Source organism: Neisseria sp. HMSC15G01, from assembly GCF_001808255.1.
In the GTDB taxonomy this organism is placed as follows: Bacteria; Pseudomonadota; Gammaproteobacteria; order Burkholderiales; family Neisseriaceae; genus Neisseria; species Neisseria subflava_A.
In genome coordinates, this window is the sequence record NZ_KV792697.1 from 214,752 (window position 1) to 234,746 (window position 19,995).

Sequence of the window (19,995 nt, forward strand, 5' to 3'; positions counted from 1 at the left end):
ATATTTTAACAGAGCCGCACTTTAATGGAACAGTTTACTACTGCTTTTTCTTTTCGTTCAATGGTTTGAACTCTTGTGCATCCGGAGGCGGGGCTGCGAAGATGGTGTCTGGATTGGGGTGCGCTCCGAATTCTGCCAGCAGGTTGCGATAGTCCAGCGACTGTTTCATCAGCTCGGCGGCGGCGGTGCGCAGGTTGTCCACGTCTTCCGGCGGCAGATAGAAACTGGTCGGGATATTCAATACCTTGTCCCTCAGCCGGGATGGCGGAAGGTCTTTGAGATTCAGGCTGACGAAAGAGAAATAGATGTTTTCATTCTGCTTGTCTTTGTTCCATTGATCGACAAAGGCCCTGAAGCGGCGCAAAGACTCTTGCGAATGTTGGTCGATCGGGATATTCACGATGGCGGAAACAACATCGCGGAAGCCGGGTACGGCCGCGCTTTTATCCAAATTGCTGCTGACTTCGTTTTGGGCATTGACGTTGATGACGACAATATGGCGGATTTTGTTTTGTTTGATTTTATGCGTCAGAATTTTTTCCGGATACATTTCCGTCATATCCAAAAGGCTGCGCATGCCCAGATTGTCGGTCAGGCCGCCGTCTATCAGGTGGATGTAGGGGCGGTTTTTGCTGTTGCTGTATTTTTGGAAACGCTCAAAAAATTCTTTTCGGGTTTGCAGCTGTCTTTTACCGGCTTCGCTGTCGGAGACAAGTTGCAGCGGCGGCGTGTATTGGCAATGGCCGCCGTTGTTATTGAGCGTAATCGGTGCGAACACCATAGGCACGGAGCTTGACGCAGCAACGGCGCGGGCAAGTCGCAAGTCGCCCAAGTCGATACACATCGGGTCGAAATATTCCTGCGTGAAATTGAAACGCTCGCCTATGCCCATATCGGTGGCGGAAATGATTGCAAACGGGCCCTTGGCATTTTTTTCCAAATCGCGGAAAGTGGTTTTGCCGAAAAGGTAGTTTTCAAACTGCTCCTGCAACAGATCGCCGCGTCTATATTCAGGCGAGGCCAGTCGGGGCAGATTGGACATGGAGAATGCCTGTTTGACGACTTGGCGTTGGAAGTTTTGGTGTAGGAAACGTTTATAAAACAAAGGAATGGTTTCTTCGCCCTTGAGTGCAAAATAAGCTGCCAAAACCGAGCCGCCGGATACGCCGACCACCACATCGACATTCGACATCAAAGATTGTTTTTTGCCGCCGATGGTAATCTGTTGCTTATGAAGCTGCTCCAACACGCCATAACCTAAGGCTGACGCGCGCGTACCGCCGCCGGAGAACATCAATACAATAAGCGTATCGTCTTCGTTGTTGCGCTGAAGCTGGCTGGTTTCAAAGCGGTAGCCACGTTGCAGGTCGACCGTATCAATGCCAGCAAGAGGCTGATATTTCACCAGCGAGCAGGCGGATAATAGGGCTGCGGAGAGCAGGGAAAGGGTGGATTTAAAAGGGAATTTCGGCATAAACACAGGAAGGTCGGTTATTCATTCAAAACGGATTATAAAGGTTTTCAGACGGCCTTTATAGAAGGTAGACTTTCAGACGGCCTTTTTGCATCGATTTTCCGTTATAATCGACACAATCTTTATCTTTCCAAACCTTTATGGCGCAACCAAACCGCATCAACCACGAACCTATCTTTCTGCTTGCTTCCGCCCCGTGGCGCGAGAGCAGCTTGTGGGTGGAGGCTTTCAGCCGCCGTTATGGACGGGTGGCTTTGTTGGCAAGAAGTGCGCGTAAACGTCAGAGCGAATTGCGCGGCGTGTTGGTGCCGTTTGTGCCGGTGAGCGCGTCTTGGTATGGTTCGCAAGAGTTGAAGACCCTGCATCGCGCCGAATGGATAGGCGGGTGGCCTCAGCCGCAGGGCAGGGCTTTGTTCAGCGGATTGTATGTGAACGAGTTGATGCTGAAGTTGACCGTCCGCGAAGATCCGTTACCCGAGCTTTACGATGTTTTGGCGGAAACCATGAAAACCATTTGTTGCGAGGCCAACCATATTGCCGCTTTGCGCCGTTTTGAATGGTCGCTGCTGACACGTTTGGGCTTTGCCCCCGATTTGTTCCATGACGGCAACGACAATGAAATCAACGGCGAAGAAACTTATTGGCTTACACCGGAAGAGGCCGTGGTGCCCTTGGCAGAGGCCGACCGTTTCCATGCGCTCAATAAAGGCGTTGCCGTATTGGGCGCGACTTTAATCGATTTGAGGGAAGGCAGTTTCGTTCATCAGGAAAGTCTGGGGCAGGCTTTGAAAGTAACGCGGCTTTTGATTGACAACCTTCTGCCTGAGGGCATCAAGTCTCGGCAGGTTTTGCAGCAGTTGCAGCAGTTTGGCTTGGGCAGTTGAATTTTTTTCAGACGGCCTTTGATAGGTAATGACTCAGGCCGTCTGAAACCTTAATGAAAGGACATTATTATGTTGTTAGGCGTAAACATCGACCATATTGCCACCGTCCGCAATGCGCGCGGTACGATTTATCCCAGCCCTGTCGAAGCGGCGCTGATTGCGGAAACCCATGGCGCAGATTTAATTACCATGCACTTGCGTGAAGACCGCCGCCATATTAAAGATGCGGACGTGTTCGCCGTTAAAAACGCCATCCGCACGCGCCTGAATTTGGAAATGGCGCTGACGGAAGAAATGTTGGAAAACGCGCTCAACGTCATGCCTGAAGATGTGTGCCTCGTGCCTGAAAAACGTCAAGAAGTGACCACTGAAGGCGGTTTGGATGTATTGGCGCAACAGGATAAAGTGGCCAAATTCACCAAAATCCTGACCGACGCAGGCATCCGCGTGTCCTTGTTTATCGATGCCGACAACGCGCAAATCCAAGCCGCTTATGATGTCGGTGCCCCCGTTATTGAATTGCACACCGGCGCATATGCCGATGCGCACAGCCATGCCGAGCAAATGAAACAATTCGAGCGCATTCAAAACGGCGCGCATTACGCCAGCGATTTGGGTTTGGTCGTCAATGCCGGACACGGCCTGACCATTCACAATGTTACGCCGATTGCTCAAATCCTCGCCATCCGCGAGTTGAACATCGGCCATTCGCTGATTTCCCAAGCACTCTTCCTCGGCCTGCCAGAAGCAGTCCGCCAAATGAAGGAAGTCATGTTCAGAGCCAGAATGCTGCCTTAACGGCATCAGTATCAGCTATACCGGCTAAGTCGATTTGCTTTGGCCGGTATTCACACTTTCAGACGGCCTGACTATTTAAACAAGGAGCAGACCCATGATTTACGGAATCGGTACAGACATTGTTTCCCTCAAACGCATTATCCGCCTGAACAAAAAATTCGGACTGGCATTTGCGCAACGCATTCTCAGCCCGGAAGAGCTGTTGGAATTTCCGCAGGCAGGCAAACCGGTCAACTATCTTGCCAAACGCTTTGCTGCCAAAGAGGCTTTTGCCAAAGCCGTCGGTACGGGCATACGCGGCGTGGTGTCTTTCCGCAACATTGGTGTCGGACATGACGCATTGGGCAAACCTGAATTGTTTTTTGCACCGGCTTTGACTAAATGGCTGGAGGAACAGGGTATCCGAAGCTGCCATCTCAGTATGAGCGATGAAGAAGATACCGTCATGGCTTTTGTCATTGCGGAAAAATAAGGCAGGATTCAAGTATTCTGAAATAGAGCATCCTTTTCAGACGGCCTGAAGGGTTAGGTATTTGTTGAAGGTCGGGCGTATAGGCCCGACATCGTTTTTTTACGCATAAATCGGCAGGTGTCACTGCCTGCCGTATATAAGAATAATCTCATGATGACTGAAGACACACGTCCATTGGTACAAGTGGTTGCCGGAATTTTGCTCGACCAAAACGGCTGCTACCTGCTCAGTTCCCGCCCAGAGGGCAAACCGTATGCCGGCTATTGGGAATTTGCCGGAGGCAAGGTTGAGGCAGGCGAAAGCGATTTTCAAGCCTTGCAACGCGAGTTTGAAGAAGAACTCGGCATCCGTATCCTTGCCGCTACGCCGTGGCTGACGAAAGTCCATTCCTACGAACACGCACATGTACGCCTGCATTTTTTATGGGTGGAAGCCGACCAATGGGCAGGTGAAATCCAATCGAGGGAAGGGCAGAAATGGGCATGGCAAAAGGCAGGGGATTTTACCGTTGCGCCGATGTTGCCTGCCAATAGCGCATTATTACGCTCCCTATCTATTCCGCGCCAGCTTCAAGGCCGTCTGAAAAGCGACTTGAGCGGTCGAAACAGCATGGGCGAATATCATGTTGTGCCATATCTATCGGCTCAGCATCAAACCGCCTCTGCCGTATTGCTGGATTTTGCCGATTGGCAACAAGGCAAGCCGATAGAAGCGCCCAGCGTGTGGCCAGTCATTGAAAACGCCGAACAATGGCAGCAGGTGCAAAATGCCGATGCTGTCGTATGGAAAGTAGCAAATGAAGCGGCAGCCAAGCAAGTTGTCGATATTTTGGCGCAAGGCGTGGCTATGCCGTTGATTGCGGCTACTCCAGAAAGTATGGTTTCCATTTATCGCGAACAGTGGCAGAGCATGGGTGTGCATGCTGTTTTGACCGATAATGACATTGAGGCCGTCTGAAATGAGTAAAAATCAAAAACTACTGATTGCCGCTGTTTTACTGATTGTGTTTGCGGCGGCCAAACTGCTGCTCCTGGATTGGTGGCAGCGGAAACAGTCAAAAGCGAATGTAGTCGAATGTAGTCTGACACAAGGCTGCGTCCTGCCTGACGGTTCAAAAGTGCGTGCGACCTCCATCAATATACACGAGCCATTCGATATTGTGGTTGAGAATGTGCCGAAGAATACGGGCGCTGTCAGTATCAGTTTCAGTATGAAAAACATGGACATGGGCTTCAATCGCTACAACCTGACGCAACAATCGCCGCAAAGTTGGCAGGCTGTGCAAGTCCGCTTGCCGTTTTGCGTCGAAGGCCGCCATGATTACACTGTCGACATTACCATTGGCAAACAGACTTTTCAGACGGCATTTAGTGCAGAGTAGTCATCAGGCAAAGGCCGTCTGAAAATTTAAAGGCAAAAATTTTAATTTTTTCAGGCGGCATATTTAAAAGTTCTTTATAAATGAATCAATTATAAATTATTTTTAGATAGATTGTTTACAATCATTCTGACTATCAGTCAAAAGTACAAAACGGACAGAAGCTAGGCCACATAAGGATTTGATGTGGTACAGCCTGTCCGTTTTTTACATTTGTTGCAAAAAAATCGTTTATTAATAACTGAATTTTTTATAATTTTTTTGAAAAAAGTGTTTGACAAGACCGGTTTTATTTTTTAAATTTGTTTCCATAAATAAAAACTACATCGCACTACAAAGGAACATCATCATGAATCTGTATCAAACCACTCTCTCTTGTTATAGATTTTCTCCCGTCTCTGCCGCTCCCGTCGCCGCCAGCTTATTGGCAGTCCCGACGGTCTGAAGGCTCTCAACCCGAATCCAGTTTCCGCATTCCTACGAACGCTTCGGGTTTTAAAATATCTGTATCTCCAATCGAATTCATATTTTGATTAATAAAAATTAAAAAACGCACACCTTAGCTTCAGCCTTATTGTATTTATTGGTTTTGATAACTATTTGTATTTATTGATTTTAAATTTTTTAGATGGTTGATGATTGAAATTTTACAGGCCGTCTGAAAACAGTTTTTAGAACGATTGTTTCTTTTTAAACGGTTTGTTTCAAGTTGTGAAAAAACCGAGCCGTCCGATTAATACTGAAAAAAGTCTATAAAGGAGAAATATGATGAGTCAACACTCTGCCGGAGCGCGTTTCCGTCAAGCCGTGAAAGAATCGAATCCACTAGCCGTCGTCGGTTGCGTCAATGCTTACTTTGCACGATTGGCCACCCAAAGCGGTTTCAAAGCCATCTACCTGTCTGGCGGCGGCGTTGCAGCTTGCTCTTGCGGTATCCCTGATTTGGGCATTACCACAATGGAAGATGTGCTGATTGACGCACGACGCATTACGGACAACGTGGATACGCCTTTGCTGGTGGACATCGATGTGGGTTGGGGTGGTGCATTCAATATTGCCCGTACCATTCGCAACTTTGAACGCGCTGGTGTTGCAGCGGTTCACATCGAAGATCAGGTAGCGCAGAAACGCTGCGGCCACCGTCCGAACAAAGCCATTGTATCTAAAGATGAAATGGTCGACCGTATCAAAGCTGCCGTCGATGCCCGCGTTGATGAGAACTTTGTGATTATGGCGCGTACCGATGCGCTGGCGGTAGAAGGTTTGGATGCCGCTATCGAACGAGCTCAGGCTTGTGTCGAAGCCGGTGCGGACATGATTTTCCCTGAAGCCATGACCGATTTGAAAATGTACCGCCAATTTGCAGATGCAGTGAAAGTACCTGTATTGGCCAACATTACTGAGTTTGGTTCCACTCCGCTTTATACCCAAAGCGAGCTGGCTGAAAACGGCGTGTCACTGGTGCTGTATCCGCTGTCATCGTTCCGCGCAGCAAGCAAAGCCGCTCTGAATGTTTATGAAGCGATTATGCGTGATGGCACTCAGGCCGCAGTGGTTGACACTATGCAAACCCGTGCCGAGCTGTACGAGCATCTGAATTATCATGCCTTCGAGCAAAAACTGGATAAATTGTTTCAAAAATAAGTAACTGCTTTCAGACGGCCTTTCAACAAATCCGCATCGGCCGTCTGAAAAATAAAACCCATAAAAATACAAAGGAGAAATACCATGACTGAAACTACTCAAACCCCGACTTTCAAACCTAAAAAATCCGTTGCGCTTTCTGGAGTTGCGGCCGGTAATACCGAATTGTGTACCGTTGGCCGTACCGGCAACGATTTGAGCTATCGCGGTTACGATATCTTGGATTTGGCACAAAAATGCGAGTTTGAAGAAGTCGCCCACCTGCTGATTCACGGTCATCTGCCCAACAAATTCGAGCTGGCCGCTTATAAAGCCAAGCTCAAATCCATGCGCGGCCTGCCTATCCGTGTGATCAAAGTTTTGGAAAGCCTGCCTGCACATACCCATCCGATGGACGTGATGCGTACCGGCGTATCCATGCTGGGCTGCGTTCATCCTGAACGTGAAAGCCATCCGGAAAGTGAAGCGCGCGATATCGCCGACAAACTGATCGCCAGCCTCGGCAGCATCCTGCTGTACTGGTATCAATATTCGCACAACGGTAAACGCATTGAAGTTGAAAGCGACGAAGAGACCATCGGCGGTCATTTCCTGCACCTGTTGCACGGCAAACGCCCAAGCGAATCACACATCAAAGCCATGCACGTTTCACTGATTCTGTATGCAGAACACGAGTTCAATGCTTCTACCTTTACCGCCCGCGTGATTGCCGGTACAGGCTCTGATATGTACTCCAGCATTACCGGTGCAATCGGCGCGTTGAAAGGTCCGAAACACGGCGGTGCAAACGAGGTGGCTTACGATATTCAAAAACGCTACCGCAATGCCGACGAAGCCGAAGCAGACATCCGCGAACGCATCGGCCGCAAAGAAATCGTGATCGGTTTCGGCCATCCGGTGTACACCATTTCCGACCCTCGCAACGTTGTCATTAAAGAAGTGGCACGCGGTTTGAGCAAAGAAACCGGCGATATGCGCCTCTTTGACATTGCCGAACGCTTGGAGAGCGTGATGTGGGAAGAGAAAAAAATGTTCCCGAATCTGGACTGGTTCTCTGCCGTTTCCTACCAAAAATTGGGCGTACCGACCGCTATGTTCACACCGCTGTTCGTAATTTCCCGTACAACCGGCTGGGCGGCACACGTTCTCGAGCAACGCAAAGACGGCAAAATCATCCGTCCAAGCGCAAACTACACAGGCCCCGAAGATTTGGCATTCGTGGAGATTGAAAACCGCTAATACGCGTAACATCAGGGTGGACCGCCTGCCCGCCCTATCTCGAAATGCCGTTTGAAAACAATGAATAAATGATGTTTTCGTTTTTCGACGGCCTAGTGCAGTATGCGAGAGAGAGAGCCGGCCGTTTGGAAAACATGCTGCTCTGCTGTCGTCATTCCCATACAGGCAGAAATTCAAAAGTTGAAATGTTCTGCTGTAAAGAGTGCTGAAAGATTTAAGTTTGGATTTCCGTCTATACGGGAATGATGGTAGCGGAGCAGCAATTTTTTTTCATACCGCGAATAGATTTCAGACAACAAGCAATAAAACAGAATTTATGGTTTCAGACGGTCTTAAGGTCCGAATCAACAGGCCGTCTGAAACCCAAAACCAAAAAAATAATAGATTTAGGAGAACCGACATGACTGCCAACCAACGTTACCGCAAAGCTTTACCCGGTACGGATTTGGAATATTACGACGCGCGTCAGGCGTGTGAAGACATCAAACCAGGCTCTTACGACAAGCTGCCTTATACAAGCCGTATCTTGGCTGAGAACTTGGTCAACCGCGCAGACAAAGTCGACCTGCCTACGCTGCAAAGCTGGCTGGGCCAGCTGATTGAGGGAAAACAGGAAATCGACTTTCCTTGGTATCCAGCGCGCGTGGTGTGTCACGATATTCTGGGTCAGACAGCGTTGGTGGATTTGGCGGGCCTGCGCGATGCGATTGCCGAAAAAGGCGGCGATCCTTCCAAAGTGAATCCTGTGGTGCAAACCCAGCTCATCGTCGACCACTCTCTGGCCGTTGAATGCGGCGGTTACGATCCTGATGCCTTCCGCAAAAACCGCGAAATCGAAGACAGACGTAACGAAGACCGTTTCCACTTCATCAACTGGACAAAAACCGCATTTGAAAATGTGGACGTGATTCCGGCGGGCAACGGCATTATGCACCAAATCAACTTGGAAAAAATGTCGCCGGTTGTCCAAGTCAAAAACGGCGTGGCATTCCCTGATACCTGTGTCGGTACAGACTCACATACGCCGCACGTCGATTCATTGGGCGTGATTTCCGTAGGCGTGGGCGGTTTGGAAGCCGAAACCGTGATGTTGGGCCGTGCCTCCATGATGCGTCTGCCTGATATTGTCGGTGTTGAGCTGACCGGCAAACGCCAGCCGGGCATTACTGCCACCGACATCGTGTTGGCACTGACCGAATTTTTGCGTAAAGAGCGCGTGGTTGGCGCATTTGTCGAATTTTTCGGTGAGGGCGCAAGAAGCCTGTCTATCGGCGACCGTGCCACCATTTCCAATATGACCCCTGAGTTCGGAGCGACTGCTGCGATGTTCGCTATTGATGAGCAAACCATTGATTATTTGAAACTGACCGGCCGCAATGACGCGCAAGTGAAATTGGTGGAAACCTACGCCAAAACCGCAGGCTTGTGGGCAGATGCCTTGAAAACCGCCGTTTATCCTCGCGTATTGAAATTTGATTTGAGTAGCGTAACACGCAACATGGCAGGCCCAAGTAACCCGCATGCCCGTTTTGCGACCGCTGATTTGGCCAGCAAAGGCTTGGCAAAACCTTACGAAGAGCCTTCAGACGGCCAAATGCCTGACGGTGCAGTGATTATTGCCGCGATTACTTCCTGTACCAATACTTCCAATCCGCGCAACGTTGTTGCCGCCGCGTTGTTGGCACGCAATGCAAACCGCCTCGGCTTGCAACGCAAACCTTGGGTGAAATCTTCGTTTGCCCCGGGTTCAAAAGTAGCCGAAATCTATTTGAAAGAAGCAGGCCTACTGCCTGAAATGGAAAAACTCGGCTTCGGTATCGTTGCCTTCGCATGTACCACCTGTAACGGCATGAGCGGCGCGCTGGATCCGAAAATCCAAAAAGAAATCATCGACCGCGATTTGTACGCTACCGCCGTATTGTCAGGCAACCGCAACTTCGACGGCCGCATCCATCCGTATGCGAAACAGGCTTTCCTCGCTTCGCCTCCGTTGGTCGTTGCCTACGCGCTGGCAGGCAGCATCCGTTTTGATATTGAAAACGATGTACTCGGCGTTGCAGACGGCCGCGAAATCCGCCTGAAAGATATCTGGCCGACCGATGAAGAAATCGATGCCATCGTTGCCGAATATGTGAAACCTCAACAATTCCGCGACGTTTATATCCCGATGTTTGACACCGGCACAGCACAAAAAGCACCAAGCCCGCTGTACGACTGGCGTCCAATGTCCACCTATATCCGCCGCCCACCTTACTGGGAAGGCGCACTGGCAGGGGAACGCACATTGAGCGGTATGCGTCCGCTGGCGATTTTGCCCGACAACATCACCACCGACCACCTCTCGCCATCCAATGCGATTTTGGCCAGCAGTGCCGCAGGCGAATATTTGGCGAAAATGGGTTTGCCTGAAGAAGACTTCAACTCTTACGCAACCCACCGCGGCGACCACTTGACCGCCCAACGCGCAACCTTCGCCAATCCGAAACTGTTTAACGAAATGGTAAGAAACGAAGATGGCAGCGTACGCCAAGGTTCGCTGGCACGCGTTGAACCCGAAGGCCAAACCATGCGTATGTGGGAAGCCATCGAAACCTATATGAACCGCAAACAGCCGCTCATCATCATTGCCGGCGCGGACTACGGTCAAGGCTCAAGCCGCGACTGGGCTGCAAAAGGCGTACGCCTCGCCGGTGTGGAAGCGATTGTTGCCGAAGGCTTTGAGCGTATCCACCGCACCAACTTGATCGGTATGGGCGTGTTGCCGTTGCAGTTCAAACCGGGTACCAACCGCCATACCCTGCAACTGGACGGTACGGAAACCTACGACGTTGTCGGCGAACGCACACCGCGTTGCGACCTGACCCTCGTGATTCACCGTAAAAACGGCGAAACCGTCGAAGTTCCGGTGACCTGCCGCCTCGATACCGCAGAAGAAGTGTTGGTATATGAAGCCGGTGGCGTGTTGCAACGTTTCGCACAAGACTTTTTAGAAGGAAATGCAGCGTAAGGTAAATCGGGTATCGTCAAAATGCCCGGGCTACGCTCAAAAAGGTTTTCAGACGGCCTCGAATGTTTAAGAGGCCGTCTGAAAAAACCATACTAGAAATACAAAGGAGAACTCGAAATGCCGCAAATTAAAATTCCAGCCGTTTACTACCGCGGCGGTACATCTAAAGGCATTTTCTTCAAACGTACCGATCTGCCGGCCGCAGCGCAGGAAGCAGGCGAGGCACGCGACAAAATCCTCTTGCGCGTACTCGGCAGCCCCGACCCTTACGGCAAACAGATTGACGGTTTGGGCAATGCCAGTTCGTCCACCAGCAAAGCCGTGATTTTGGACAAATCCGAACGAGACGATCATGATGTCGATTATTTGTTCGGACAAGTTTCCATCGACAAACCTTTTGTCGATTGGAGCGGTAACTGCGGTAATTTGACCGCCGCCGTGGGCGCATTTGCCATCGAGCAAGGCTTGGTCGATAAACCCAAAATCCCTTCAGACGGCCTGTGTACCGTCAAAATCTGGCAGAAAAACATTGGCAAAACCATTATTGCCCATGTGCCGATGCAAAACGGCGCAGTTTTGGAAACAGGCGATTTTGAGCTTGACGGTGTAACTTTTCCGGCAGCCGAAGTACAAATCGAATTTTTAGATCCAGCCGACGGCGAAGGCAGTATGTTCCCAACCGGCAATTTGGTCGATGAAATTGATGTACCGAATATAGGCCGTCTGAAAGCCACGCTTATCAATGCAGGTATTCCAACCATTTTCTTGAATGCCACAGATTTGGGCTACACAGGCAAAGAGTTGCAAGACGACATCAACAACGATGCCGCGGCTCTGGAAAAATTTGAAACCATCCGCGCGTATGGTGCGCTGAAAATGAGTTTAATCAGCGACGTATCCGAAGCTGCCACTCGAGCCCATACTCCGAAAGTCGCTTTTGTTGCTCCGGCGGCCGATTACACCGCTTCAAGCGGCAAAACCGTCAAAGCAGCCGACATCGACTTATTGGTACGCGCACTGAGCATGGGCAAATTGCACCACGCCATGATGGGCACCGCTTCAGTTGCCATCGCTACCGCCGCCGCCGTGCCCGGTACGCTGGTCAACCTTGCAGCCGGAGGCGGAGCGCGTAAAGAAGTCCGCTTCGGCCATCCGTCAGGCACACTGCGTGTCGGTGCCGCCGCCGAATGTCAGGACGGACAATGGACGGCCACCAAAGCGGTCATGAGCCGTAGCGCACGCGTGATTATGGAAGGACAAGTCCGAGTGCCGGAAGATTGCTTTTAAGTTTTCAGACGGCCGCAGCATTAAACAAGGCCGTCTGAAAACCAAATAAGCAGATTTTAGTCAGGTAGCGATACCTGCAATGGAGATTAGGGTTGGGCATGAAGCCTGACTTAAACATCAAACCAAAGGCAATCTGAAAAGCTCTCAAATGTTTTTGCTCTTTTCAGACGGCCTGAAGCCAAAAAAACAATCAAAAATTCAAAGGAGAAACACCATGTCCAACCAACTCATTCTTGTTCTGAACTGCGGCAGCTCTTCACTCAAAGGTGCCGTTATCGACCGTAAAAACGGTAAAGTTCTCTTAAGCTGTCTCGGCGAACGTTTGGGTACGCCCGAAGCAGTCATTACGTTCAGCAAAGACGGCAAAAAATGCCAAACAGCCTTGACCGGCCGTAACGATCATGCCGGTGCGGTAGGTATGCTGTTGAAAGAGCTTGAAAAACACGGCCTACACGACCGCATTAAAGCCATCGGCCACCGCATCGCCCACGGCGGCGAAAAATACAGCGAGTCTGTTTTGATCGACCAAGCAGTAATGGACGAACTCAATGCCTGCATTCCGCTCGCTCCGTTGCACAATCCTGCCAATATCAACGGCATTTTGGCCGCACAAGAGCATTTCCCGGGTCTGCCCAATGTCGGCGTGATGGATACCTCGTTCCACCAAACCATGCCAGAGCGTGCCTACACTTATGCCGTTCCGCGCGAATTGCGTAAAAAATACGCTTTCCGCCGCTACGGTTTCCACGGTACCAGTATGCGTTACGTTGCCCCTGAAGCCGCACGCATCTTGGGTAAACCGTTGGAAGACATCCGCATGATTATTGCCCACTTAGGCAACGGCGCATCCATTACCGCCATCAAAAACGGCAAATCCGTTGATACCAGTATGGGCTTCACGCCGATTGAAGGTTTGGTAATGGGTACACGCTGCGGCGACATCGACCCGGGCGTATACAGCTATCTGACTTCACATGCCGGTTTGGATGTTGCCCAAGTTGATGAAATGCTGAACAAAAAATCAGGTTTGCTCGGTATTTCCGAACTCTCCAACGACTGCCGTTCTTTGGAAATTGCTGCGGATGAAGGCCATGAAGGCGCACGCTTGGCTTTGGAAGTCATGACTTACCGCCTTGCCAAATACATTGCTTCGATGGCTGTGGCTTGTGGCGGCGTTGACGCACTCGTGTTTACCGGCGGTATCGGCGAAAACTCGCGTAATATCCGCGCTAAAACTGTTTCCTACTTGGATTTCTTAGGTCTGCACATCGACACCAAAGCCAATATGGACAAACGCTACGGCAACTCCGGTATCATCAGCCCGACAGGTTCTATGCCGGCTGTTTTGGTTGTTCCAACCAATGAAGAGCTGATGATTGCCCACGATACGGCGCAGTTGGCTGGCTTTTTGGAAGAAGTAGGCTAGGGCGAAGATTTTCCTAGACCATAAACAATAAAAAGTGCGGATTCATCATCCGCACTTTTTTAATTACATCTCAATCAAGCCACTTGGGTTTGATGTTCATCGCCGTTGCGCTCACGAACTGCGCCCAAGCGGTAAACGGTTTCGCCTTGTTTGCTCAAGAATGCTTGTACCGCGTCGGCATCTTCTTTAGCAATGATAACGACCATACCGATACCGCAGTTGAAGGTACGGTACATTTCTTGGGTTTCCACATTGCCTGCTTTTTGCAGCCATTGGAACAGTTTAGGCAATTCCCACGCTTTGGCATCGATTTGTGCAACGGTATTTTCAGGCAAAACGCGAGGTACGTTTTCGGTAATGCCGCCGCCGGTAATATGGGCCATGCCTTTAATGGTGAATTTTTCCAAAGCGGCAAGGATAGGTTTCACATACAGGCGGGTAGGGGCGATGATGGCTTCGCGCAAGGTTTTGCCGTTGTCGAATTCCGCATCCAAATCGGGATCGTCGCGCTCGATGATTTTGCGTACCAAAGAGTAGCCGTTGGAGTGTGCGCCGTTGGAAGCCAAACCCAAAACAACGTCTCCGGCCTGAATGCTGCGGCCGTTGATGACGCGTTCTTTTTCAACCACGCCGACGGCAAAACCGGCCAAGTCGTATTCGCCTTCGGGATACATGCCCGGCATTTCGGCAGTTTCACCGCCAATCAAAGCGCAACCGGATTCTTCGCAACCTTGGGCAATACCTTTAATCACATCAGTCGCGCGGGCAACATCCAGCTTGCCGCAAGCGAAATAGTCCAAGAAGAACAAAGGTTCTGCACCTTGAACCAAAATATCGTTGACACTCATGGCAACCAAATCGATGCCGACGGTATCGTGTTTATCCCAGTCGAAAGCCAGTTTCAGCTTGGTGCCGACGCCGTCCGTACCGGAAACCAATACCGGATTTTTATATTTTTTGCCGATTTCGACCAAAGCGCCGAAACCGCCCAAATCACCCAACACTTCAGGGCGCATAGTACGCTTGGCAAAAGGTTTGATGTTTTCGACCAGTTGATCGCCTGCGTCGATATCCACGCCTGCGTCACGATAGCTCAAAGAAGTGCTCATTGGATTTCCTTATTCGGGTATGGGTAGATTGTCGGAGCGTATTTTATCTTAAATTGGAGGGTTCAGGCTGAATTTTTTTGGCATTATTGTCAACAATTTTTATTTTATCTTAATAGCCGTCGCGCTTTCAGACGGCCTTTGCGAATCTGTTATACTGCTTATTGATTTTGAAAACCTTAAACATCAATTGGGAAATACCTTTTTATGTATCAAAAGAAAGCGCGCAGTGTAAAACCGTGGATTATTATGGCTTGCGTTATCGCGGCCTTTATTTGGCTTTTATATGCCTTAGGCAATGTTTTGACGCCGTTTATTGTGGCCGCCGTTTTAGCCTATGTTTTGAATCCCTTGGTCGAATGGCTGCAATTGAAGCGTATCCGCCGTGCACCGGCCTCTATGATTATTATGGCGCTTGCTTTGCTGATATTACTGGCGTTGATGCTGATTATTATACCTATGCTGTTAAATCAGTTTAATAATCTGGCCGAACGCCTGCCGCAAATCGTAGGCTTTGTTCAAAACAAATTGCTGCCGTGGCTCAACAGCGTCAGCGGGGATTATATTCAAATTGATCAAGAATCAATCATCGCATGGTTGCAGTCGCATACGGATGAGTTGAGCAATACGCTCAAAGCATGGATTCCTACCTTGATGCGCCAGAGCGGCAACGTAATCAGCGGCGTCAGCAATTTGGTGTTGCTGCCTTTGCTGTTGTATTACTTTTTGTTGGACTGGAAACGTTGGTCTTCCGGAATCAGCAAATTGGTTCCACGCCGTTTTATCGAGACCTACACGCGTATCAGCAGCAATATGGACGAAATCTTGGGCGAATTTCTGCGCGGACAGCTGATGGTTATGATGATTATGGGCTTGGTTTATGGATTGGGCTTGATGCTGGTCGGTTTGGATTCCGGCTTTGCCATCGGTATGATTGCCGGTATTTTGGTATTTATTCCGTATTTGGGTGCATTTACCGGCCTTTTGCTGGCGACAATCGCCGCGCTTTTGCAATATGGCTCATGGCAGGGCTTATTGATGGTCTGGGCTGTATTCGGTGTCGGACAATTCTTGGAAAGCTTTTTCATTACGCCTAAAATCGTCGGCGACCGCATTGGTTTGTCGCCTTTCTGGGTGATTTTCTCGTTGATGGCTTTCGGACAACTGATGGGTTTTGTCGGTATGCTTGCCGGCTTGCCGCTTGCCGCCGTGACGCTGGTTTTACTACGTGAAGGTGCATCTGTCTATTTCGGCAGCCATTTCTACAAACATAAATAAATCGATAATATTAAGGCCGTCTGAAATCCAAGTTTCAGACGGCCATTGATAACAAAGGAAGTCTATATGTTAGCCATTATCGGCGGCAGCGGTTTGACCAAACTGCCAGAACTCGAAATTACCGAACGAAAAATCATACGCACTCCATACGGCTTAACCAGCAGCCCTATTTTGTTCGGCAGGTTGGGGCGCTTGGATATTGTTTTTCTTGCCCGACACGGCTTCAGCCATACCATCGCGCCGCATGAAATCAACTACCGCGCCAATATTTGGGCGTTACATTCTTTAGGCGTTGAAAACATTATTGCCATTTCTTCAGTCGTCGGTATCAACCCCGATTTTGAAAATGGCAGTTTAGTGTTGCCGGACGATTTGATCGACTATACCTATGGCCGCAAAGATACTTTTTTTGAAGGCCAAGAATGCCCTGTCGTCCATACCGATTTTTTCAACCCTTATTGCGATGAATTGCGACAAGAATTATTGAATATCACGAAAGCGCACAATGTGCCGATTTACGATTCCGCTGTTTATGGCTGCCTGCAAGGCCCGCGCCGTCCAACCCGCGCTGAAATCGCCCGTTATCGCCGTGACGGGGTAGATGTACTCGGTATGACCGGTATGCCTGAAGCCGTTTTGGCCAGGGAGTTGAAAATGGCCTATACCCACTTTTGCAGCGTCAGCAGCATTGATTGCTTTGATAGCGGAGTAGGGACTGAGGGCTGTAATGAACAGACTTCTATTGCGATGACGAAAATCCGACAATTATTGAATGGTTTGTAACTGATAATGCCGTCTGAAATAATGTTTTCAGACGGCATTGTTTTATTTAGGAAGCCGTTTCACGCGCCCAATGGGGCAGGGAGGCTTTTTGTTTGCGGAACGAGGCAAGTTGCATACCCCGACATTTTTCAAAAATCAATTCAACCCCGCTTTGCAGCTGTAAAATCAAATTGGTATGCGTTTCCGTTTTAATAAAATCGATATTGCGTTGTACCAAGCGTTGAATGACGGCATATACATCAAGGCAGCCATTTGCAAAAAACCACAGATTTAACTTTACCCAACGGCCGCCGCTTAATGCAGTATTAGGCTGAAAATCAGCACGAATCTGTGTCAGCCGATTATCGGAGAAATGCAGTTCAATATCGCCATAAAGCCAAATATTCCAGCCTTTTTGTACCAACAAGCCTTTAGGGACGCAATCAGGCGCAGGAAACATCTGCAAAATAGACTCTGCCGATTGTCCGATTTCCAGATAGTCAAACCGGCCGGTATACAAAAAATCATAAATATCAATGGCAATAGGAAAGTGGTAACGCATGGCAACAACCATAGAAAAGCAATTAACCAAGCTATCTTAAACTTAAAATATAATGAAATCAATTCTTATTACTATTTATCAATATAAGAAAGGCCGTCTGTTGTTCAGACGGCCTTGTAGCTTTGGCTTAAACCGATATTTTGGTTTACTCAGCCTTTAAATCAGCCACGCACTGCTTATCGCGTGCCTCAAAAGCTTCCGCGCCACCCAAGAGCTTGAGTTGCTCCATAGGGCTGATTTTACCGAAGTTTCGGATTTGCTCGTCAGAGAGTTTGCTTAAAGGCTGATCCCACATGCAGACACAATAGTCTTGAGCCAATTTCTCGTTTTGCGCATCCAAACCTTTTGCTTTCAAATCAGCTTGCCATTTTTCAGCAAAAGGAATGTTTTTCACGCAAGACTCCACCACATTTTGTTTCATCTGCGGCTTGTTCATGGCGCATTGTGAGAGCAGGGCGGTCAGAGCCAGCAAAGACAAAATAATCCATGCCCAAATGCGGATGGTGCGGATTTTTGCCTTGGCTTTTTTTCTGGCTGCCAGTTGCTCTTCAGACGGCCTTTCCGTTTGTTGCTCAGTCATGCAGGCTTTCCATGCGGATCATGGTGATCGGAGCATCCACGCAACTCAGTGCTTCAATCGCTGCGATAGCACGTTTGACGTTGTGTTCCACTGTGGTATGGGTCAGAATCACAATTTCGGCAGTACTTTGATTAATCACACCTTTTTGAATCAGAGCCTCGATAGAAACATTTTCTTTGGCCAAGAGTGCGGCAATTTGACCCAAAGTGCCCGGTTCGTCAGTTGCTTGAACGCGCAAATAGTAGCTGCTGGTGATTTCATCCATAGGCAGAATATTTTGCGCTTGAACTTGCGAAGGTTGGAATGCCAAGTGAGGGACACGATGGTCAGTCTCAGCTTCAATCAGGCGGGCAATATCAATGATATCGGCAACCACGGCAGAAGCCGTTGGCAATGCACCGGCGCCTGCACCATAATACAAGGTTTCACCAACCATATCGGCATTGACGCGGACAGCATTCATCACGCCGTTAACGTTAGCCAGCAGACGGCTTTCAGGAATCAGAGTAGGGTGTACGCGCAACTCGATGCCTTTGTCGGTTTTACGGGTAATACCCAACAACTTGATACGATAGCCAAGTTCTTCAGCGTATTTGATATCGCGGCTGTCAAGTTTGCTGATGCCTTCCAAATAGCAGGCAGAAAAGTTCATCGGCGTACCGAATGCCAATGCGCTCATAATCGTAATTTTATGGCCGGCATCATGACCTTCGATATCAAAAGTAGGGTCAGCTTCTGCATAGCCCAAAGCCTGAGCTTCTTTTAAGACGTCTGCAAACGCGCTGCCTTTTTCACGCATCTCAGTAAGGATGAAGTTGCTGGTACCATTAATAATACCGGCAATACTGCGGATTTGATTCGCAGCCAAACCTTCACGCAAAGCCTTGATAATAGGGATACCGCCGGCAACAGCAGCTTCAAACTGTACCATGACATTTTTTTCTTCCGCCAAAGGGAAAATTTCATTGCCGTATTCAGCCAACAGTTTTTTATTGGCAGTAACAATGTGTTTGCCGTTTTCAATCGCTTTCAATACCGCATCTTTAGCAATACCGGTACCGCCAAACAATTCCACAACAACATCAACATCTTGCTGTTGAACCAGCTCAAACGGATCTTTGATAAAAGCAGCATTCGGGCAAATTTGTTTGGCTTTTTCTTCGCTCAAATCACAAACAGCAGAAATACGGACTTCACGTCCCAAGCGGCGGCTGATTTCCGCAGCGTTGTCCTGCAATACAGTGGCCGTACCGCCACCGACTGTACCCAAACCTAAAAGACCGATATTTACTGGCTTCATTGTGTCTCCTTTTGAGCCGATACTTTAAAATAATCACGAAAAACCAAGGCTTGTTATAATCGCTTGCAATCGTAAATTCAGAGCAAAGCATCAATGCACAAGGTTAAACGTTGAATCCTACCTGATATTGCTTGATTTTGCACCTTTTTTTGCAAGTTTCCCAAGGCCGTCTGAAAAATCGTTCTACCATAAAAACAGGAATTGCCATGAAAATCACAGAAAACCATATCGATGAAACCGCATCATTTTTTTCATCCTCACAAGGCATATTGCAAATCGGTGAACAAACATACTCAAAACCCATTTGCTGGCAAGATGGCAAAGTGAGCATCATTCCTCAAACAACCATCGAAGAATTAAACGAACAAATTTTTATATCAGCAATTGAAACAGCAGAAAACCGTCCAGAAGTCATTATTATCGGTACAGGAGAAAAACAAAAATTCCTGCATCCCAAAATTGCTGCAGCCTTATCAGCCTACGGAATCGGCTTTGAATGCATGAACACAGCCTCCACTTGCCGAACTTTAGTTTTACTGCAAGGCGAAGGCCGAAGCACATGGGCTTGGTTGTGGCCATAATTTGTAGAAAAGACTTTTGCATCATACTAGTACAAATTCGCATAATTTATATTATGTTAAATTTATAAAGTAATAATTTAGTCTTCTAGTTTCTATTTCTCTCAATTGTACAATTACTTACAGAATTCGAAAGCAAAAAGACCGTCTGAAATTTTCAGACGGCCTGAGACCTTTGCAAAATCCCCCCAAATCCCCTAAATTCCCACCAAGACATTTA

The 19,995-nt window shown here is 48.8% G+C and carries 18 protein-coding genes; 13 read left to right on the forward strand and 5 right to left on the reverse strand.

Features of this window, described 5'->3' with window-relative positions:
* Positions 1–37: 37 nt before the first annotated feature.
* Positions 38–1,474, reverse strand: a complete 1,437-nt coding sequence (locus HMPREF3139_RS10050; RefSeq protein ID WP_070461906.1) for a patatin-like phospholipase family protein — start codon at positions 1,472–1,474, stop codon at positions 38–40.
* 140 nt (positions 1,475–1,614) lie between these two features.
* Here HMPREF3139_RS10050 and recO point away from each other — a divergent pair, with 140 nt between their 5' ends.
* The 10 genes from recO to HMPREF3139_RS10100 all read left to right on the forward strand — a co-directional run bounded on the left by recO (position 1,615) and on the right by HMPREF3139_RS10100 (position 13,609).
* Entirely contained in the window at positions 1,615–2,358 is a 744-nt protein-coding gene (recO, locus tag HMPREF3139_RS10055) for a DNA repair protein RecO (RefSeq protein WP_070461909.1), read from the forward strand.
* A gap of 69 nt (positions 2,359–2,427) precedes the next feature.
* Positions 2,428–3,156 (forward strand): pyridoxine 5'-phosphate synthase, encoded by a 729-nt coding sequence (pdxJ, locus tag HMPREF3139_RS10060; protein WP_070461911.1) that lies wholly within the window; start codon positions 2,428–2,430, stop codon positions 3,154–3,156.
* Positions 3,157–3,250: 94 nt separating this feature from the next.
* On the forward strand, positions 3,251–3,628 hold the full coding sequence (gene acpS, locus HMPREF3139_RS10065; protein ID WP_003686416.1) for a holo-ACP synthase: 378 nt from the start codon (positions 3,251–3,253) through the stop codon (positions 3,626–3,628).
* Positions 3,629–3,781: 153 nt separating this feature from the next.
* A complete protein-coding gene (locus tag HMPREF3139_RS10070; RefSeq protein ID WP_234396203.1) occupies positions 3,782–4,585 on the forward strand; it encodes an NUDIX domain-containing protein in 804 nt (267 codons plus the stop codon).
* 1 nt (position 4,586) lies between these two features.
* Entirely contained in the window at positions 4,587–5,009 is a 423-nt protein-coding gene (locus tag HMPREF3139_RS10075; protein ID WP_070461914.1) for a hypothetical protein, read from the forward strand.
* A gap of 765 nt (positions 5,010–5,774) precedes the next feature.
* A complete protein-coding gene (gene prpB / locus HMPREF3139_RS10080) occupies positions 5,775–6,650 on the forward strand; it encodes a methylisocitrate lyase (protein ID WP_002233567.1) in 876 nt (291 codons plus the stop codon).
* An 84-nt stretch (positions 6,651–6,734) separates the two neighbouring features.
* A complete protein-coding gene (gene prpC, locus HMPREF3139_RS10085; protein WP_070461916.1) occupies positions 6,735–7,889 on the forward strand; it encodes a bifunctional 2-methylcitrate synthase/citrate synthase in 1,155 nt (384 codons plus the stop codon).
* Between the two features lie 400 nt (positions 7,890–8,289).
* Positions 8,290–10,896: a Fe/S-dependent 2-methylisocitrate dehydratase AcnD gene (acnD, locus tag HMPREF3139_RS10090; RefSeq protein ID WP_063067867.1), complete on the forward strand. Its 2,607-nt coding sequence runs from the start codon at positions 8,290–8,292 to the stop codon at positions 10,894–10,896.
* A 117-nt stretch (positions 10,897–11,013) separates the two neighbouring features.
* The gene (prpF, locus tag HMPREF3139_RS10095) at positions 11,014–12,183 is read left to right on the forward strand and encodes a 2-methylaconitate cis-trans isomerase PrpF (protein WP_070461918.1); all 1,170 of its coding nucleotides are present in this window, start codon (positions 11,014–11,016) and stop codon (positions 12,181–12,183) included.
* Between the two features lie 214 nt (positions 12,184–12,397).
* Positions 12,398–13,609, forward strand: a complete 1,212-nt coding sequence (locus HMPREF3139_RS10100) for an acetate kinase (protein WP_070461921.1) — start codon at positions 12,398–12,400, stop codon at positions 13,607–13,609.
* Positions 13,610–13,683: 74 nt separating this feature from the next.
* Here HMPREF3139_RS10100 and purM read toward each other — a convergent pair whose 3' ends face one another.
* Positions 13,684–14,718: a phosphoribosylformylglycinamidine cyclo-ligase gene (gene purM, locus HMPREF3139_RS10105; protein WP_070461924.1), complete on the reverse strand. Its 1,035-nt coding sequence runs from the start codon at positions 14,716–14,718 to the stop codon at positions 13,684–13,686.
* A 204-nt stretch (positions 14,719–14,922) separates the two neighbouring features.
* On the opposite strand from purM, the gene HMPREF3139_RS10110 reads away from it, so the two are divergent.
* The gene (locus HMPREF3139_RS10110) at positions 14,923–15,993 is read left to right on the forward strand and encodes an AI-2E family transporter (RefSeq protein ID WP_070461926.1); all 1,071 of its coding nucleotides are present in this window, start codon (positions 14,923–14,925) and stop codon (positions 15,991–15,993) included.
* Positions 15,994–16,059: 66 nt separating this feature from the next.
* Positions 16,060–16,776: an S-methyl-5'-thioinosine phosphorylase gene (locus tag HMPREF3139_RS10115; protein WP_070461927.1), complete on the forward strand. Its 717-nt coding sequence runs from the start codon at positions 16,060–16,062 to the stop codon at positions 16,774–16,776.
* Between the two features lie 46 nt (positions 16,777–16,822).
* Here the strand turns inward: HMPREF3139_RS10115 and HMPREF3139_RS10120 are convergent, their stop codons facing one another.
* The 3 genes from HMPREF3139_RS10120 to HMPREF3139_RS10130 form a co-directional block, all read right to left on the reverse strand.
* Positions 16,823–17,317: a hypothetical protein gene (locus HMPREF3139_RS10120; RefSeq protein ID WP_070461949.1), complete on the reverse strand. Its 495-nt coding sequence runs from the start codon at positions 17,315–17,317 to the stop codon at positions 16,823–16,825.
* 145 nt (positions 17,318–17,462) lie between these two features.
* Positions 17,463–17,897 (reverse strand): hypothetical protein, encoded by a 435-nt coding sequence (locus HMPREF3139_RS10125; RefSeq protein ID WP_070461930.1) that lies wholly within the window; start codon positions 17,895–17,897, stop codon positions 17,463–17,465.
* Positions 17,890–19,197: a homoserine dehydrogenase gene (locus tag HMPREF3139_RS10130; protein ID WP_070461931.1), complete on the reverse strand. Its 1,308-nt coding sequence runs from the start codon at positions 19,195–19,197 to the stop codon at positions 17,890–17,892. Before HMPREF3139_RS10130 ends, HMPREF3139_RS10125 begins: the two co-directional genes overlap by 8 nt.
* A gap of 206 nt (positions 19,198–19,403) precedes the next feature.
* Here HMPREF3139_RS10130 and HMPREF3139_RS10135 point away from each other — a divergent pair, with 206 nt between their 5' ends.
* Positions 19,404–19,778, forward strand: a complete 375-nt coding sequence (locus tag HMPREF3139_RS10135) for an Mth938-like domain-containing protein (RefSeq protein WP_070461951.1) — start codon at positions 19,404–19,406, stop codon at positions 19,776–19,778.
* Positions 19,779–19,995 lie beyond the last annotated feature (217 nt).

Bases quoted from the DNA above. Each gene is read 5' to 3' on its own strand.
- HMPREF3139_RS10050 (WP_070461906.1), bottom strand. From the start codon at position 1,474: ATGCCGAAATTCCCTTTTAAATCCACCCTTTCCCTGCTCTCCGCAGCC.
- recO (WP_070461909.1), top strand. From the start codon at position 1,615: ATGGCGCAACCAAACCGCATCAACCACGAACCTATCTTTCTGCTTGCT.
- pdxJ (WP_070461911.1), top strand. From the start codon at position 2,428: ATGTTGTTAGGCGTAAACATCGACCATATTGCCACCGTCCGCAATGCG.
- acpS (WP_003686416.1), top strand. From the start codon at position 3,251: ATGATTTACGGAATCGGTACAGACATTGTTTCCCTCAAACGCATTATC.
- HMPREF3139_RS10070 (WP_234396203.1), top strand. From the start codon at position 3,782: ATGACTGAAGACACACGTCCATTGGTACAAGTGGTTGCCGGAATTTTG.
- HMPREF3139_RS10075 (WP_070461914.1), top strand. From the start codon at position 4,587: ATGAGTAAAAATCAAAAACTACTGATTGCCGCTGTTTTACTGATTGTG.
- prpB (WP_002233567.1), top strand. From the start codon at position 5,775: ATGAGTCAACACTCTGCCGGAGCGCGTTTCCGTCAAGCCGTGAAAGAA.
- prpC (WP_070461916.1), top strand. From the start codon at position 6,735: ATGACTGAAACTACTCAAACCCCGACTTTCAAACCTAAAAAATCCGTT.
- acnD (WP_063067867.1), top strand. From the start codon at position 8,290: ATGACTGCCAACCAACGTTACCGCAAAGCTTTACCCGGTACGGATTTG.
- prpF (WP_070461918.1), top strand. From the start codon at position 11,014: ATGCCGCAAATTAAAATTCCAGCCGTTTACTACCGCGGCGGTACATCT.
- HMPREF3139_RS10100 (WP_070461921.1), top strand. From the start codon at position 12,398: ATGTCCAACCAACTCATTCTTGTTCTGAACTGCGGCAGCTCTTCACTC.
- purM (WP_070461924.1), bottom strand. From the start codon at position 14,718: ATGAGCACTTCTTTGAGCTATCGTGACGCAGGCGTGGATATCGACGCA.
- HMPREF3139_RS10110 (WP_070461926.1), top strand. From the start codon at position 14,923: ATGTATCAAAAGAAAGCGCGCAGTGTAAAACCGTGGATTATTATGGCT.
- HMPREF3139_RS10115 (WP_070461927.1), top strand. From the start codon at position 16,060: ATGTTAGCCATTATCGGCGGCAGCGGTTTGACCAAACTGCCAGAACTC.
- HMPREF3139_RS10120 (WP_070461949.1), bottom strand. From the start codon at position 17,317: ATGCGTTACCACTTTCCTATTGCCATTGATATTTATGATTTTTTGTAT.
- HMPREF3139_RS10125 (WP_070461930.1), bottom strand. From the start codon at position 17,897: ATGACTGAGCAACAAACGGAAAGGCCGTCTGAAGAGCAACTGGCAGCC.
- HMPREF3139_RS10130 (WP_070461931.1), bottom strand. From the start codon at position 19,197: ATGAAGCCAGTAAATATCGGTCTTTTAGGTTTGGGTACAGTCGGTGGC.
- HMPREF3139_RS10135 (WP_070461951.1), top strand. From the start codon at position 19,404: ATGAAAATCACAGAAAACCATATCGATGAAACCGCATCATTTTTTTCA.